Source organism: Mycolicibacterium canariasense (genome assembly GCF_002101555.1).
GTDB classification, from domain to species: domain Bacteria; phylum Actinomycetota; class Actinomycetes; order Mycobacteriales; family Mycobacteriaceae; genus Mycobacterium; species Mycobacterium canariasense.
Window position 1 is genome coordinate 149,299 of record NZ_LQOL01000058.1, and the last position, 14,808, is coordinate 164,106.

13 protein-coding genes and 1 pseudogene are annotated in these 14,808 nt (G+C 69.9%); 9 read left to right on the forward strand and 5 right to left on the reverse strand.

Annotated features, from left to right (window positions below; all coding sequences use genetic code 11):
- Window position 1: 1 nt before the first annotated feature.
- Genes AWB94_RS20660 through cobG form a run of 3 tightly spaced genes read right to left on the reverse strand, consistent with a single transcriptional unit; the run spans window position 2 to window position 3,315 of the window.
- Window positions 2–1,579: a precorrin-2 C(20)-methyltransferase gene (locus tag AWB94_RS20660; RefSeq protein ID WP_062657116.1), complete on the reverse strand. Its 1,578-nt coding sequence runs from the start codon at window positions 1,577–1,579 to the stop codon at window positions 2–4.
- Entirely contained in the window at window positions 1,576–2,202 is a 627-nt protein-coding gene (locus tag AWB94_RS20665; RefSeq protein ID WP_062657115.1) for a precorrin-8X methylmutase, read from the reverse strand. The genes AWB94_RS20660 and AWB94_RS20665 overlap by 4 nt, the downstream gene beginning before the upstream one ends.
- A 9-nt stretch (window positions 2,203–2,211) precedes the next feature.
- Window positions 2,212–3,315 (reverse strand): precorrin-3B synthase, encoded by a 1,104-nt coding sequence (gene cobG, locus AWB94_RS20670; RefSeq protein ID WP_062657114.1) that lies wholly within the window; start codon window positions 3,313–3,315, stop codon window positions 2,212–2,214.
- Window positions 3,316–3,447: 132 nt separating this feature from the next.
- Here cobG and AWB94_RS20675 point away from each other — a divergent pair, with 132 nt between their 5' ends.
- Window positions 3,448–3,630 carry a hypothetical protein gene (locus AWB94_RS20675; RefSeq protein WP_062657113.1) on the forward strand — a complete coding sequence of 61 codons (183 nt, stop codon included), beginning with the start codon at window positions 3,448–3,450 and terminating at the stop codon, window positions 3,628–3,630.
- 4 nt (window positions 3,631–3,634) lie between these two features.
- Here AWB94_RS20675 and AWB94_RS36140 read toward each other — a convergent pair.
- Window positions 3,635–3,952 (reverse strand): annotated as a pseudogene (locus AWB94_RS36140) (TauD/TfdA dioxygenase family protein); the annotation flags it as partial.
- Window positions 3,953–4,285: 333 nt separating this feature from the next.
- On the opposite strand from AWB94_RS36140, the gene cobN reads away from it, so the two are divergent.
- From cobN to AWB94_RS20720, 8 genes are read left to right on the forward strand one after another with little or no spacing between them, the layout of a single operon-like run.
- Complete coding sequence (gene cobN / locus AWB94_RS20685) at window positions 4,286–7,891, forward strand: cobaltochelatase subunit CobN (RefSeq protein WP_062657111.1); 3,606 nt, start codon at window positions 4,286–4,288, stop codon at window positions 7,889–7,891.
- 9 nt (window positions 7,892–7,900) lie between these two features.
- Window positions 7,901–8,284 (forward strand): PPOX class F420-dependent oxidoreductase, encoded by a 384-nt coding sequence (locus AWB94_RS20690; protein ID WP_062657110.1) that lies wholly within the window; start codon window positions 7,901–7,903, stop codon window positions 8,282–8,284.
- A complete protein-coding gene (gene purU / locus AWB94_RS20695) occupies window positions 8,271–9,152 on the forward strand; it encodes a formyltetrahydrofolate deformylase (RefSeq protein ID WP_234811817.1) in 882 nt (293 codons plus the stop codon). Before AWB94_RS20690 ends, purU begins: the two co-directional genes overlap by 14 nt.
- A gap of 34 nt (window positions 9,153–9,186) precedes the next feature.
- Window positions 9,187–9,591, forward strand: a complete 405-nt coding sequence (locus tag AWB94_RS20700; RefSeq protein ID WP_062657108.1) for a PPOX class F420-dependent oxidoreductase — start codon at window positions 9,187–9,189, stop codon at window positions 9,589–9,591.
- A gap of 41 nt (window positions 9,592–9,632) precedes the next feature.
- Complete coding sequence (locus tag AWB94_RS20705) at window positions 9,633–10,121, forward strand: FxsA family protein (RefSeq protein ID WP_062657107.1); 489 nt, start codon at window positions 9,633–9,635, stop codon at window positions 10,119–10,121.
- A 23-nt stretch (window positions 10,122–10,144) separates the two neighbouring features.
- Window positions 10,145–11,737: an amidohydrolase gene (locus tag AWB94_RS20710; RefSeq protein WP_062657106.1), complete on the forward strand. Its 1,593-nt coding sequence runs from the start codon at window positions 10,145–10,147 to the stop codon at window positions 11,735–11,737.
- Complete coding sequence (gene lnt / locus AWB94_RS20715; protein WP_084395182.1) at window positions 11,730–13,550, forward strand: apolipoprotein N-acyltransferase; 1,821 nt, start codon at window positions 11,730–11,732, stop codon at window positions 13,548–13,550. Before AWB94_RS20710 ends, lnt begins: the two co-directional genes overlap by 8 nt.
- The gene (locus tag AWB94_RS20720; protein ID WP_062657105.1) at window positions 13,547–14,335 is read left to right on the forward strand and encodes a polyprenol monophosphomannose synthase; all 789 of its coding nucleotides are present in this window, start codon (window positions 13,547–13,549) and stop codon (window positions 14,333–14,335) included. The genes lnt and AWB94_RS20720 overlap by 4 nt, the downstream gene beginning before the upstream one ends.
- A gap of 55 nt (window positions 14,336–14,390) precedes the next feature.
- Here AWB94_RS20720 and AWB94_RS20725 read toward each other — a convergent pair whose 3' ends face one another.
- The gene (locus AWB94_RS20725) at window positions 14,391–14,729 is read right to left on the reverse strand and encodes an RNA polymerase-binding protein RbpA (protein WP_024454873.1); all 339 of its coding nucleotides are present in this window, start codon (window positions 14,727–14,729) and stop codon (window positions 14,391–14,393) included.
- Window positions 14,730–14,808: the final 79 nt, after the last annotated feature.

Below are 14,808 nucleotides of genomic sequence, written 5' to 3' on the forward strand. Positions count from 1 at the left end.
GTCAGCCGGGGTAGTAGCGGGGCGTGAACACCCGGTCACCGTGCCACTGCGTCTGCGACGAGCCGATGATCAACATGCAGCGCATGTCGATCTCGGCGGGATCGAGCTTCCCGAGTGTCACCACCCGCACGTTCTCCTGCGGGCCCGCGACATCCCTGCCGATCACCACGGGCGTCGCCGGGTCGCGGTGCCCGAGCAGCAGCTCTTTCATCGCACCGACCTGCCAGGTACGCGTCTTGGATGCCGGGTTGTAGACGGCGATGGCCATATCGGCCGCCGCGGCCGCGCTGATCCGCTTGGCGATGATCTCCCACGGCTTGAGTCGATCCGACAGCGAGATCACGGCATAGTCGTGCCCCAGCGGTGCACCGACCCGGCTGGCGACCGCCTGCGCGGCCGTCATTGCCGGAATCACCCGCACCGGCACGTCCGGCCAGGCCTTGGCTTCCTCCAATACGGCGGTGGCCATGGCGAAGACGCCGGGGTCACCGGAGGAGACCACCACCACGGCCTTGCCCTGCTGGGCCAACTCGCAGGCCAGCCGGGCCCGCGCCGGTTCGTCGGTGTTGTCGCTGGGATGGCGGGTCTGCCCGGTGCGCACGCCCACCCGCTCCAGATAGGGGAAGTACCCGATGAGATCGGTGGCCTTGGCCAGCTCGCGGCGCGTCTGCGGGGTGATCCAGTCCAGGTCGCCGGGGCCGAGCCCGACCACCGCGACGCTGCCTTTCGGCGTCGGCGTCGGCGTCGGCGTTGGGGCGAGCGAAGCGACGGGGGAGTGACCCGGGGCGAGCGAAGCGACGGGGGAGTGACCCGGGGCGAGCGAAGCGACGGGAGAGCTACCGTGCCGCGGCTGCGCCGCCTCACCGGGCAGCATGACGATCGAGAAGTACGGCACCGATGCGTCGTCGACGTCCCCGGCAGCGAGCACCCGTTGCTGCTCGGTGCTGGCCCGCTCCACGTAGAACGCCCGATCGAGGCTCTTGGTGGCCGAAAGTGCCTGCCGCACTTCGGGATATGACTTGCCCAGCTTCATGATCACGGCGGCGTCGGTATCGGCCAGCCGCCGGGTCAGTTCGGCGGCCGGCAACGTTCCCGGCAGGATGGTCAGCACCTCGTCGCCCTGCACCAGTGGGGTGCCGGTGGCAGCCGACGCCGCGCTCACCGACGTCACGCCGGGCACGATCACGGCGTCGAACCGTTCGGTGAGTCGGTTGTGCATGTGCATATAGGAGCTGTAGAACAGCGGATCGCCCTCGGCGAGCAGGGCGACGTCGCGCCCGGCGTCCAGGTGGGCGGCGATGCGGTCGGCGGCCTGGGTGTAGAAATCCTCCATCGCCCCGGCGTAACCACCCGGATGTTCGGTGGTCTCGGTGGTCACCGGGTACACCAGGTGCTCCTCGAGCTGGCCGGCGCGCAGATACGGCTCGGCGATACGCCGCGCGATGCTGCGGCCGTGCCGGGCGCTGTGATAGGCCACCACGTCGGCGGCCGCAATCAGCCGCGCCGCCTTGACGGTGACCAGCTCCGGGTCACCGGGGCCCAGGCCCACGCCGTAGAGGATGCCTTTGCCTTCGCTCATTCGTGTTCGCTCGCAATCGCATTCACCGCCGCGGCGGCCATTGCACTGCCGCCTCGGCGGCCCGTCACCACCAGATAGGACATCCCGCGCGGGCGGGCGATCAGCTCATCCTTGGACTGCGCCGATCCGACGAACCCGACGGGTCCGCCGAGCACCGCGGCGGGCGTCGGGGCGCCCTCGTCGATCAGCTCGAGCAGCCGGAACAGTGCCGTCGGCGCGTTGCCGATGGCCAGCACGGCGCCGTCGAGGCGGTCGGCCCACAGGTCCACCGCGGCGGCGGACCGGGTGCTGCCCAACGTGGCCGCCAGTGCCGGCGCGCGCGGGTCGGCGACCAACGACACCACCTCGTTGTCGGCGGGCAGCCGCGACCGGGTGATACCGGCGGCCACCATCGAGGAGTCACAGAGGATGGGCGCGCCGGCGGCCAGGGCGGCGTGGGCCCGGGTGACGACATCGGGGCTGAACGCCACATGCTCACCGAGATCGACCTGGCCGCAGGTGTGGATCAGGCGGACGACGACACGCGCGATCTCCGCGGGGAACCGGGTCAGGTCGGCCTCGGCGCGGATGGTCGCAAACGATTGCCGGTAGATCTCCGCGGCGTCGCGGACGTAGTCGAGCACCAGATCACCCTACGGGTGACGCCCCTGGTAGCCGTTCCCGGTGGCCACCAGCACCTGCGCGCCCGCCGGACTGCCACAGGCCCGTGGGCAGCCAACGAAATGCCGATGTACGCCGGGCGCCCCGTCGTGGAGCGCCGCCGCGGCATCCGAGCGCACATCAGTGAGAGATTTGTCACATCCCGGTCGTCCGGTACAGGCGCTGACCCGCAGCCACGGCGAGTTCTCGTCGAACACCAGACCCAGCGGGGCCAGCACCCGCAGCGCCGTGTCGGCCACGCTCTCGTCGAGATCGCAGATCAGCACCGATCGCCATGGCGTGATGAGCACCGGCGCCTCGATGGCGGCCAGGTATTCGGCGACCCTGGCGCGCAGCACGCCCAGCGGCACCACCGCGCCCAGGCTGACGTTCCCGTCGTCCTGGGTGATCCAGCCAACCGGTGGGCACGATATCGCCGGATAACGCGGGCCGGTCGCGGCACCGTCGAGCAGCACGGCGGGGTCGGGCAGTTCGCTCACTCGCCATGCGGTGCCCCTGATCCCGACGAACCGGCGGGCGACCGAGAGCAGCGTCGCAACCGTCTCCGCGGGCGCGATGCGCACTCCGCTGTCCCGGCCGGCCAGGATCACCGCGAAGCTGTCGGCACCGTCGGCGTGCACGCCGACGTCGGGTCCCAGCCCGGCCACGTCGCCGCGGCCGTCGTCGAGGGCGAACAGGAAGCGGCCCGGCAACGCGGCCAGGTCGGGCGAGTCGCACAGCGCCGCATCCAATTCGGCCGCCAGGGTCCGGACGTCGGCGCGGCCCCCGCTGCGGCCGGAAAGCGGCGAGGCCACGATGTTGCGGACCCGCTCATGGGTGGGCGAGGGCAGCAGCCCGGACGCGGCGACGGCGGCCGCCACCGCATCGGTATCGGTGATGGCGCGGATCTGCAGATTGCCGCGCGAGGTGAGTTCCATTGCCGGCGAGGCGAACTGATCGGCGGCCTGCGCGAGTGCGATCAGCTGCGCGGCCGTGATCGCACCCCCGGGCAGCCGGATGCGGATCAGCGCACCGTCGGCGGCCCGGTGCACCTGCAGCGCGCCGGGGCACGCGTCGTCGTCACGGACCCGGATCATGCACCAACCGTACGGCCTGCGTAGGGGTGGCGGCACGGGACCGCAGAACAGGTACCCGCCTACGCAATCGGCCAGGCCCCCGCGCTTCTAGATTCGGGGCATGCCCGCAGTTTGGGCAAATGTTGACGGGAAGTGATCGACATGACCAGCTTGGCCATCCGCCTACCTCACCCCAGCATCCACCTGGTCAGTGACGCGGCACGCGCAACCACAGCAAAGCTCCATGCGGCTTATGAACGGCGTGAACACCACGAGTGCAAACGGTACGAATTCCTCGAAGACGCGCTGCTGTCACGGGAGATGAAGCGGCTGTAGCCACTCAGCCGGCCAGCGGCACCGGCGTCACCACCGCGGAGTATCGCGACGGGTCCCCGGCCACCACCCGACTGGACTACCCGTGCACGTCCGGCGTCCAGGTCCACCGAACGGTGTTCTCCAGCTTGGTGACTCGAGCCTGCAGCAGAGCGAACAGGGTCGCCGACTCGGTGGTGCCGAGTCCGCGGAACCGTTTGACGAAGTGGCCCAGCAGCACCCGCTTGCCGGTCTCGGGGTGCACCCGCACCACCGGGTGCCCGGTCTCGAAGTACTCGGACACGGACTCGGCGCGGTACTCGCGGTTGTTGTCCGACACCTGATCCAGATCGGCGGACAACCGGACGCCGTCCACACGCGCGCCGATCCGAACAGCAGTTCAACGGGCATTCCGCGGGCGGTTCTGTGATGTGGCTCACGTCGGCGCGCGGGCTGTCTCGTCCGGCACAGAAACCCGGTACCGGCGGTCCGGGGAAGTAGATTTCAGCCAGAAGAAAGGGGCGAACAATGGCGTCACTCATTGCCATCGGAATCGGCGTCGCGTTGGTGTTCGGCGCCCTCGTGACACCGTACCGGGATTCGTGGTACGGCCGCTGGAGCCGTTCGGACCGCTGACGGCGCTCACCTGAGCACCCGGTACGTGCGGTACGAATAGACGGTGCCGTCCGTACTGCTGTTGTCGACATCCGACACCGATCTGATCACCGCCCGCGCGTCCGGGGCCGACTATCGGTGGGCCAACCCGTCGCGGTTGGTCGACGACGAGCTCGAGCGGGAGCTGGCCGGCCTGCTCGACGGGATCGATATCGCCGTCGTGCGCATCCTCGGCGGGTACCGCAGCTGGCAGCACGGGATCGACACCGTCGTCGCCAGCGGCGTGCCGACCATCGTGCTGTCGGGTGAACAGACCCCCGACGCCGAACTGATGCGACATTCCACCGTGCCCGCCGGGGTCGCGGTGCAGGCGCACATCTATCTGGCCCAGGGCGGCACGGCCAACCTGCGCGGGCTGCACGCCTTCCTGTCCGACACCCTGCTCATGACCGGGTTCGGCTTCGAGCCGCCGCTGTCCGTCCCCACCTGGGGGGTGCTCGAACGGACCACCGACGCAACGGGTGCAGCCACATGCTCTTCGCGCGAGCGCTCATCGACCGTGGCGGTGCTGTACTACCGGGCGCAACACCTGGCCGGCAACACCGGCTACGTCGAGGCGCTGTGCGACGCCATCGACGCCGCAGGCGGTACGGCGCTGCCGGTCTACTGCGCCTCCCTGCGCACCGCCGAACCCGAACTACTGCAACTGCTCGGCACCGCCGACGCGCTCGTCACCACGGTGCTGGCCGCAGGCGGGGCCACGCCCGCGGCGGCGGCAGCGGGTGGATCCGACGACAGCTGGAACGTCGCCCACCTTGCCGCCCTGGACATCCCGATCCTGCAGGGGCTGTGCCTGACCAGCTCCCGGTCCCGCTGGTCGGACAACGACGACGGCCTGTCCCCGTTGGACGTCGCGACCCAGGTGGCGGTGCCCGAGTTCGACGGCCGCATCATCACGGTCCCGTTCTCCTTCAAGGAGATCGACGACGAGGGCCTGATCACCTACGCCGCCGATCCGGAGCGATGTGCGCGCGTCGCCGGCCTGGCGGTCCGGCATGCGCGGCTGCGTCACATCGCGCCCGCGGACAAGCGGGTGGCCCTGGTGTTCTCGGCGTACCCCACCAAACACGCCCGCATCGGCAACGCCGTCGGGCTGGACACCCCGGCCAGCGCGGTGGCCCTGTTGCGCGCCATGCGCGAGAAGGGCTACGACATCGGCGACGTCCCGGGGGTGGACGCAGGCGACGGCGACGCGCTGGTGCATGCGCTCATCGAACGCGGGGGACAGGACGCCGACTGGCTCACGCCGGAGGCCCTGGAAGCCAACCCGATCCGCGTCTCGGCCGCCGACTACGCGAAGTGGTTCGCGACGCTGCCCCACGACTTCGCCGACGCGATCGTGCGGCACTGGGGCCCGCCGCCGGGCGAACTCTTCGTCGACCGCAGCCGTCATCCCGAGGGCGAGATCGTCATCGCCGCCATGCAATCGGGCAACACCGTGCTGCTGGTGCAACCGCCCCGCGGGTTCGGTGAGAACCCGGTGGCCATCTACCACGACCCCGACCTGCCGCCCAGCCATCACTACCTGGCGGCCTACCGGTGGATCGACACACATTTCGGCGCGGACGCCGTGGTGCACCTGGGCAAGCACGGCAACCTGGAATGGCTGCCCGGTAAGACGCTTGGTCTCAGTGCCGGTTGCGGTCCCGACGCCGCCCTGGGCGACCTGCCACTGATCTACCCGTTCCTGGTCAACGATCCGGGGGAGGGCACCCAGGCCAAGCGCCGTGCCCACGCCACCCTGGTCGACCACCTCATCCCGCCGATGGCCCGCGCCGAGACCTACGGCGATATCGCCCGGCTGGAGCAGCTGCTGGACGAGCACTCCGCCGTGTCCGCCCTGGACCCGGCGAAACTTCCGGCCATCCGCCAGCAGATCTGGACGCTGATGCGCGCGGCGAAGATGGACCACGACCTGGGTCTGGAGGATCGGCCGGACGAGGATTCCTTCGACGACATGCTGCTGCACGTCGACGGCTGGCTGTGTGAGATCAAGGATGTGCAGATCCGCGACGGCCTGCACATCCTCGGTCAGGCACCCGCCGGCGAGGCCGAACTCGACCTGGTGCTGGCCGTCCTGCGGGCCCGGCAACTGTTCGGCGGCGAGCAGACCGTGCCGGGCCTGCGCCAGGCGCTGGGCCTGGCCGAGGACGGCAGCGAGGCCTTGGCCCGTGTCGACGCCGTCGAGGCCAGGGCCCGCGAACTGGTCGCAGCCCTGCAGGACAGCGGCTGGGACAGCGCCGCCGTCGACGGGCTGACCGACGACCCGGTCGTCGCGGACATCCTGCGGTTCGCCGCCGACGAGGTGGTGCCCCGGCTGCGCGGCACCGCCGGCGAGATCGACGCGGTGCTGCGGGCATTGGACGGGCATTACATTCCGGCCGGCCCGTCGGGCTCGCCGTTGCGCGGCTTGGTCAACGTGCTGCCGACCGGGCGCAACTTCTACTCGGTGGATCCCAAGGCCGTGCCGTCCCGGCTGGCCTGGGAAACCGGTGTGGCCATGGCCGATTCGCTGCTGGAGCGGTACCGCACCGACTACGGCCGCTGGCCGGCTTCGGTCGGGCTGTCGGTGTGGGGCACCTCCGCGATGCGGACCTCCGGCGACGATATCGCCGAAGTGCTTGCGCTGCTCGGTGTTCGGCCGGTGTGGGATGACGCGTCGCGCCGGGTGGTGAGCCTGGAACCGATCTCGCTCGCCGAACTGGGCCGGCCCCGCATCGACGTGACCGTGCGCATCTCCGGCTTCTTCCGGGACGCCTTCCCGCACGTGGTCACCATGCTCGACGACGCGGTCCGGCTGGTCGCCGGCCTGGACGAGGCGCCCGAGGACAACTACGTGCGGGCGCACAGCCAGGCCGACCTCGCCGAGCACCGCGACGAACGGCGCTCCACCACAAGGATTTTCGGTTCCAAACCGGGTACCTACGGGGCGGGCCTGCTGCAGCTGATCGACAGCCGCAACTGGCGTGACGACAACGACCTGGCACAGGTGTACACGGCCTGGGGCGGATTCGCCTACGGTCGCAACCTCGACGGCGCGCCGGCGGCCGACGACATGAACAAGGCGTATCGCCGGATCGCGGTGGCGGCCAAGAACACCGACACCCGCGAACACGACATCGCCGACTCCGACGACTACTTCCAGTATCACGGCGGCATGATCGCCACCGTGCGGGCGCTCACGGGTGCGGACCCGGCCGCCTACATCGGCGACAACACCCGCCCCGATGCGGTGCGCACCCGCACCCTCAGCGAGGAGACCACCCGGGTGTTCCGGGCCCGTGTGGTCAACCCGCGCTGGATCAACGCCATGCGCCGGCACGGCTACAAGGGCGCCTTCGAGATGGCGGCCACCGTCGACTACCTGTTCGGCTACGACGCCACCGCGCACGTCATGTCCGACTGGATGTACGAACAACTCTCGGCCTCCTATGTTCTCGACCCGGAAAACCGCAAGTTCATGACGGAGTCGAATCCGTGGGCGCTGCACGGGATGGCCGAGCGGCTGCTCGAGGCGGCCGGCCGGGGGATGTGGTCGCAGCCGGAAGCCGACACCCTGGACCGTCTGCGGCAGGTGCTGCTGGAGACCGAAGGCGATCTGGAAGGCTAGATTCACACCATGGCTCTCACATTCGCCGATGTCGCCAAGGCCGAGTACATCCTGCTGACCACCTTTACCAAGGATGGCAGGCCCAAGCCGACCGCCATCTGGGCGGCCCCGGACGGGGACCGGCTGCTGGTCATCACCCAGGGAAAGTCATGGAAGGTCAAGCGGATCCGCAATACCCCGCGGGTCACGGTGGCGGTCTGCGATCGCCGGGGTAACCCCAAGAGCGAGGCCGTGGAGGCCACCGCCGCCATCCTGGACCAGTCCGAGGTGGGCCGGGTGTACGACGCCATCGGCGCGCGCTACGGGCTGCTCGGCAAGACCTTCAACCTGTTCTCCAAGCTCCGTGGCGGCATGAAGAACAATGTCGGCCTGGAACTCCGTGCAGCCGTCTAGACCCGCCACGGCCCGACAGACCGATATCGGCCGGCTGCTGCTGACCTGCCCGGACCGGTCCGGCATCGTTGCGGCGGTCTCGACCTTCCTGACCCGCTCGGGCGCCAACATCATCTCGCTGGACCAGGATTCCACCGAGTCCGAGGGCGGAACATTCCTGCAGCGCACCGTCTTTCACCTGCCCGGACTGCCCGCGGCGGCACCGGAGCTGGAACGCGAGTTCGCCGCGCTGGCAGCCGAATTCGACATCGACTACCGGTTCACCGAGGCGGCCAAACCCAAACGGGTGGCCATCATGGCCTCGACCGCCGACCATTGCCTGCTGGACCTGCTGTGGCGCAACCGCCGCGGCGAGCTCGACATGACCGTGGTGGTGGTGATCGCCAACCACCCCGAACTGGCCGAACAAGTACGCGCCTTCAACGTGCCGTTCGTCTACATCCCGGCCACCCGCGACACCCGGGCCGAGGCCGAACAGCGGCAACTGGAACTGCTCAAGGGCAATGTCGACCTGGTGGTGCTGGCGCGCTACATGCAGATCGTCACCCCGGAATTCCTGGACGCGATCGGCTGCCCGCTGATCAACATCCATCACTCGTTCCTGCCCGCTTTCGTCGGTGCGAACACCTACCGGCGGGCCAGGGAGCGCGGCGTCAAACTGGTCGGGGCGACCGCCCATTACGTGACCGCCGATCTGGACGAGGGCCCCATCATCGAGCAGGACGTGGTGCGGGTGGACCACACGCACACCGTCGAAGACCTGGTCCGCCTCGGCGCCGACGTCGAACGGGCGGTGCTGTCGCGGGCGGTGCTGTGGCACTGCCAAGACCGCATCCTGCGCCACGACAACGAAACCGTGGTCTTCTGAGCCGTACAGATCCGCACAGGAGGTGGACAGATCCATGGCCCCGACATTCGACGACGTCTATCGCGAGCAGTACCTGCTGCTGACCACCTTCACCAAGGACGGCCGCCCCAAACCCACCCCGGTGTGGGGCGTGCCGCATGAGGGCAAGCTGCTGATCAGCACCGACGACGGCTCGTGGAAAACCAAGCGGATCAACAACACCCCGCGAGTGACCATCCAGAAATGTGGGGTGCTGGGAAAGGTCAAAGGCGAACCCGTCGAGGCGGTGGCCCGCAACCTGCCCAAGTCCGAGACCCGGCGGGTCTTCGACATGGTGACCAGACGGTACTGGTGGCACGCCTGGTGGTGGATCCCGCAGGCGATCCTGCGCGGTGGCATCGGCAAAGTGCACGCCGCCATCGAGATCCGCCCCCTCGACGCCGCCCACCAGGCCCCGTAGCGATCCAGGAACCCGAGCGCCGTCCCACGCGTTGACCCGGTATGGCATCACGACTGTTCCTCGTCTACGTCCTCGTCGAACTGGCGGTCGTCGTGGGCCTGATCTCGACCATCGGGTTCGGCTGGACGGTACTGGCGCTGCTGGCCGCGTTCGGCCTCGGCCTGGCGCTGGCCGGCGCCCAGTTGACCCGTCAGCTGGCACGCCTGCGGGGCGCGGTGAACACCAGGACCGGCGATCCGTCGCTGGCCACCGACAGCCTGCTCGTCGCGCTGGGCACGGTACTGGTCGTCATACCGGGTCTGGCCAGCTCCGTCGTCGGTGCGCTGCTGCTGCTGCCGCCGACCCGAGCGGCGGCGCGACCGCTGGCCACCCGATTGGTCAACCGACAGCTGAACCGCGCGGTGCCGGTCATGGTGTTCAGCAGCACCACAACCACCACCCACAAACGCGGTGACTACGTCGACGGCGAGGTCATCGACGTGGTGGACGAGGTGGTCACCCCGGCGCCGCTGCCGCCTCGGCAGGTCTGAGCGCCGACTACTGTTTGTCCCTCGTGACCACACTTCTGCTCAACGGGCGTGTGTACAGCCCGGCCGCCCCCGATGCCACGGCCATGGCCGTGCGCGACGGGATGGTGGTGTGGCTCGGGTCCGACGACGCCGCCCGTAGCGAATTCCCGCACACCGAGTCGGTCGATCTGGACGGTGCCTTCGTCGCACCGGCGTTCGTCGACAGCCACGTCCACGTGACAGCCACCGGGTTGGCCCTGACCGGTCTGGACCTCCGCTCGGCGCGCTCGCGCGAGCACTGCCTGCAGCTGGTCGCCGACTACGCCGCGACCCATCCGGACGGCATCGTCTGGGGACACGGCTGGGACGAGACCGGCTGGCCCGAGCCGGAGCCGCCGGCCACCGCAGAACTCGACACCGTCCTGGGGCAGCGGCCCGCCTACCTGAGCCGGGTCGACGTGCACTCCGCGGTCGCCTCGACCGGGTTGCGCGGGACGGTCGCCGAACTGGCGGCCGCGACCGGATTCCATCCGCAGCGGCCACTGACCGCCGATGCCCACCACGCCGTACGGGCCGCGGCCCGTGACCTGCTGACACCGGCGCAGCGCCAGGCCGCGCAACGTGCCGCCCTGGATACCGCCGCCGCGCTCGGGATCGCCGCCGTGCACGAATGCGCCGGACCCGACATCGGCGGGCTGGACGACTGGCAGGCGCTGCACGCCCTGGACCACGGTGTCGAAGTCGTCGGTTACTGGGGCGAAGCGGTGGGGTCGGTAGGACAGGCCCGCGACCTCGTCCAGCGCACCGGCGCCCGCGGGCTGGCCGGCGACCTGTTCGTCGACGGCGCGCTCGGCTCGCGGACCGCCTGGCTGCACCAGCCGTACACGGACGCCCCGCACACCTGCGGCAACACCTACCTGGACGCCGACGCGGTCACCGCGCACCTGCTGGCCTGCACCGAGGCGGGGATCACCGCCGGGTTCCACGTCATCGGCGACGCCGCCGTCGCGACCGTCACCGACGCGCTGCAGGTGGTGGCCGACCGGTTCGGCGGGCCGGCGGTGGCCCGCTGTGGGCACCGGCTCGAGCATCTGGAGATGGTCGAGCCCGATCAGGCCGAACGGCTCGGCCGCTGGGGTGTCATCGCGAGCATGCAACCCAACTTCGACGACCTGTGGGGCGGGCCGACGGGCATGTATGCGCAGCGGCTCGGGGTTGACCGAGCCGGCAAACTCAACCCCTTCGCGCTGTTAGCATCCCAAGGCGTGCCGCTCGCCTTCGGATCCGACAGCCCGGTCACCGGGCTGGACCCGTGGCAATCCGTGCGGGCCGCGGCCGAACATCGCACCCCCGGCAGCGCGGTCTCGGCACGCGCGGCGTTCGCCGCCGCCACACGGGGCGCCTGGCGGGCAGCGGGGGTCCGCGACGGGGTGACCGGCACGCTGGTCCCGGGCGCGCCCGCCTCCTACGCCATCTGGGACGCCGGTGATCTCGAGGTGAGTGCCCCGGCGGCCGACGCCGTCCAGCGCTGGTCCACCGACCCGCGGTCACGGGTGCCCGCACTGCCGCGGCTGACACCCGACCGTTCGCCGCGCTGCCTGCGCACCGTCCACCGCGGCGTGGTGCTGTATGGCTGACGCCGAGCCCGACACCGACACCGGACCCGAAACGGACACCGAGCCGGAAACCACCCCCGAGGCGGAGCCCGCCGGCCCTGGTCGGCTGGCCCGGTTCGGTGAGCGGCTGCGCCGGACACTGATGCCCCGGCTGACACGCCTGGTGGTGTCGGTGCTCGCGGGCGCGCTGATGTGTGTGAGCTTCCCGCCGTGGGGATGGTGGTACTGCGCGTTCCTGGCCCTGGCGGCATTGGGTTGGGTGCTGACCCGCACGCCGACCACCCGGGCCGGTGGGTTCGGCTACGGCCTGGTGTTCGGGTTGGCCTTCTACATTCCACTGCTGCCGTGGATCGGCAACCTCGTCGGCACCCTGCCCTGGCTGGCCCTGGCATTGCTCCAGGCACTCTTCCCTGCGCTGTTCGGGCTGCTGGCCGTGCTGGTTCGGGGCCTGCCCGGCTGGCCGGTGTGGTTCGCCGCCGAGTGGGCGGTCGGCGAGTGGCTGAAATCGGTGGTGCCGTTCGGTGGCTTCCCCTGGGGTGTCGTCGGCTTCAGCCAAGCCGGAGGCCCGCTGCTACCGCTGGCCCAGATCGGCGGCGCACCGCTGGTGTCGGTCGCCGTGGCGTTGGTCGGGTTCAGCCTGACCGCCATCGGCCTGGAGATCGTGCTGTGGTGGCGGCACAGCCACCCCGATCACGCGGCCACCATGACCGACGCCGCGCGACCCGAGGTCGTGCTGCCCGGGGTGTGCATCTGCGTGGTGCTGCTCGGCACCGCGCTGGTGTGGCCGGCGGTGCGTCAGGCCGGGGCCGGGGCCGGCACCCAACCTTCGATCACCGTGGCCGCGGTGCAGGGCAACGTGCCGCGACTGGGGCTGGATTTCAACGCGCAACGCCGCGCCGTGCTGGACAACCACGTCTCCGAGACACTGCGGCTGGCGGCCGATGTCCAGGCCGGCCGCGCGCCGCAGCCCATGGTGGTGGTCTGGCCGGAGAACTCCTCGGATATCGACCCGTTGCTCAACGCCGACGCCGGTGCCGAGATCGCCCAGGCCGCGCGGGCCGTACATGCACCGATTCTGGTCGGCACCGTGCTGCGGGCGCCCGGCTACACCCCGGAGAATCCGGCGGCGACCAATACCGTGATGGTCTGGGATGACGTCACCGGTCCCGGTCAACGGCATGACAAGAAGATCGTGCAGCCGTTCGGCGAGTACCTGCCGTGGCGCAGCTTCTTCCGCCACATCTCGTCCTATGCCGACCGTGCCGGGTTCTTCGTGCCGGGCGCCGGGGACGGCGTGGTGCAGGCGGCCGGCGTCCCGATCGGCGTCACCACCTGCTGGGAGGTCATCTTCGACCGGGCCGCACGCGAGGCCGTGCGCAACGGCGCGCAACTGCTCACCGTGCCCACCAACAACGCCACCTTCGACGAGGCGATGAGCGCTCAGCAGCTGGCATTCGCCCGGCTGCGGGCGGTCGAGCACGATCGCTACGTCGTGGTGGCCGGAACCACCGGGATCAGCGCCGTGATCGCACCCGACGGGCGGGAGCTGGCCCGGACGAAGTTCTTCGAACCGGCCTATCTGGACACCTCGGTGCGGCTGAAATCCGGTCTGACCGTCGCCACCGTGTGGGGCCCGGCCATCCAGATCGGACTGATCGTGATCGGCGTTGCCGCTGTGATCGCGGCCATGCTGCACAATGGGAGCTTCGTGCGAAGGCGCCGGACGGCCGCCTCCGCCGGCTCGGATTTGCCCGACGCGGGCACAGCAGGACAGCCCGACGCGGGCAGTTCGGAGAAGCCCGACGCGGGCAGTGAGGACAAGGGAAGCACATGACCACTCCTGGGGCAGGAGCGGACCGACCGGGCGTTCCGGCGTCGCCGAGCCGGCGCACGCTGGTGATCATCCCGACGTACAACGAGCGGGAGAACCTCCCACTGATCGTGCGTCGCGTACACGCCGCCCGGCCCGACGTGCATGTGCTGGTGGTCGACGACGGAAGCCCCGACGGCACCGGCCAGCTCGCCGACGAACTGGCCCTCGCCGACCCCGACCGGGTGCACGTGATGCACCGAATCAGCAAGGACGGACTGGGTGCGGCTTACCTCGCCGGGTTCGCCTGGGGTCTGAGCCGGGAGTACTCGGTGCTGGTGGAGATGGATGCCGACGGCAGCCATGCCCCCGAGGAGCTCAGCCGCCTGCTCGAAGCGGTCGACGCCGGCGCCGATCTGGTGATCGGTTCGCGGTATGTGCCGGGCGGGACGGTGCGCAACTGGCCGTGGCGCCGGCTGGCGCTGTCCCGGACGGCCAACACCTATTCGCGGGTGCTGCTCGGGGTGGATATCAACGACATCACCGCCGGGTACCGCGCCTACCGCCGCGAGGTGCTGGAGAAGATCGACCTGGCCGCGGTGGAGTCGAGGGGTTACTGCTTCCAGATCGACCTGACCTGGCGCGCGATCAACGCCGGATTCACCGTCGTAGAGGTACCCATCACGTTCACCGAACGGGAACTGGGCGTATCGAAGATGAGCGGATCGAATATCCGCGAGGCGATGTCGAAGGTCGCCGAATGGGGCATCCGGGGGCGGTTGGACCGCGCCCGCGGTGTCACGCGCTGAGCGAACGGAGTGATCGTGCCCGCCCCGGTTCGGGACGGGCACGTCTCACCGTGATTCAGGACCCGCGGCGACGGGTCTTGATGATCTCCAGGCGCTCCTTGAGCAGTTCGTCGAGTTCCTCGACCGAGCGGCGCTCCAAGAGCATGTCCCAGTGCGTGCGGGGCGGCTTCACCTTCTTGGGCTCGGGCACGTCACCCTCGATGAGGGTCCCTTCCAGGCCGTTACGGCACAGCCAGGTGCCGGGGATCTCGGCGTCGTCGGCGAAGGGAACGTCGAATTCCTCGCCGTTCTCGGTGCGGTAACGCGCGACCTGACGGGGCGCCAGGTCATGGTTACGATCGGTCTCGTAGCTCACTGCTCCGAGGCGACTGCCTCGCAGGACACGGTCGGCCATCGTCCACACTCCTCTTACCGGCTGAATTTCGTCCGCAGTTTCAACGCGGATGCTGCCCGCGAAGTTCCCGACTCGACCT

Excerpts from the sequence above, each read along its gene's own strand:
- AWB94_RS20700 (WP_062657108.1), top strand. The coding sequence starts at position 9,187 with ATGGCCCCGACATTCGACGACGTCTATCGCGAGCAGTACCTGCTGCTG.
- AWB94_RS20720 (WP_062657105.1), top strand. The coding sequence starts at position 13,547 with ATGACCACTCCTGGGGCAGGAGCGGACCGACCGGGCGTTCCGGCGTCG.
- AWB94_RS20705 (WP_062657107.1), top strand. The coding sequence starts at position 9,633 with ATGGCATCACGACTGTTCCTCGTCTACGTCCTCGTCGAACTGGCGGTC.
- cobG (WP_062657114.1), bottom strand. The coding sequence starts at position 3,315 with ATGATCCGGGTCCGTGACGACGACGCGTGCCCCGGCGCGCTGCAGGTG.
- lnt (WP_084395182.1), top strand. The coding sequence starts at position 11,730 with ATGGCTGACGCCGAGCCCGACACCGACACCGGACCCGAAACGGACACC.
- AWB94_RS20690 (WP_062657110.1), top strand. The coding sequence starts at position 7,901 with ATGGCTCTCACATTCGCCGATGTCGCCAAGGCCGAGTACATCCTGCTG.
- AWB94_RS20725 (WP_024454873.1), bottom strand. The coding sequence starts at position 14,729 with ATGGCCGACCGTGTCCTGCGAGGCAGTCGCCTCGGAGCAGTGAGCTAC.
- AWB94_RS20660 (WP_062657116.1), bottom strand. The coding sequence starts at position 1,579 with ATGAGCGAAGGCAAAGGCATCCTCTACGGCGTGGGCCTGGGCCCCGGT.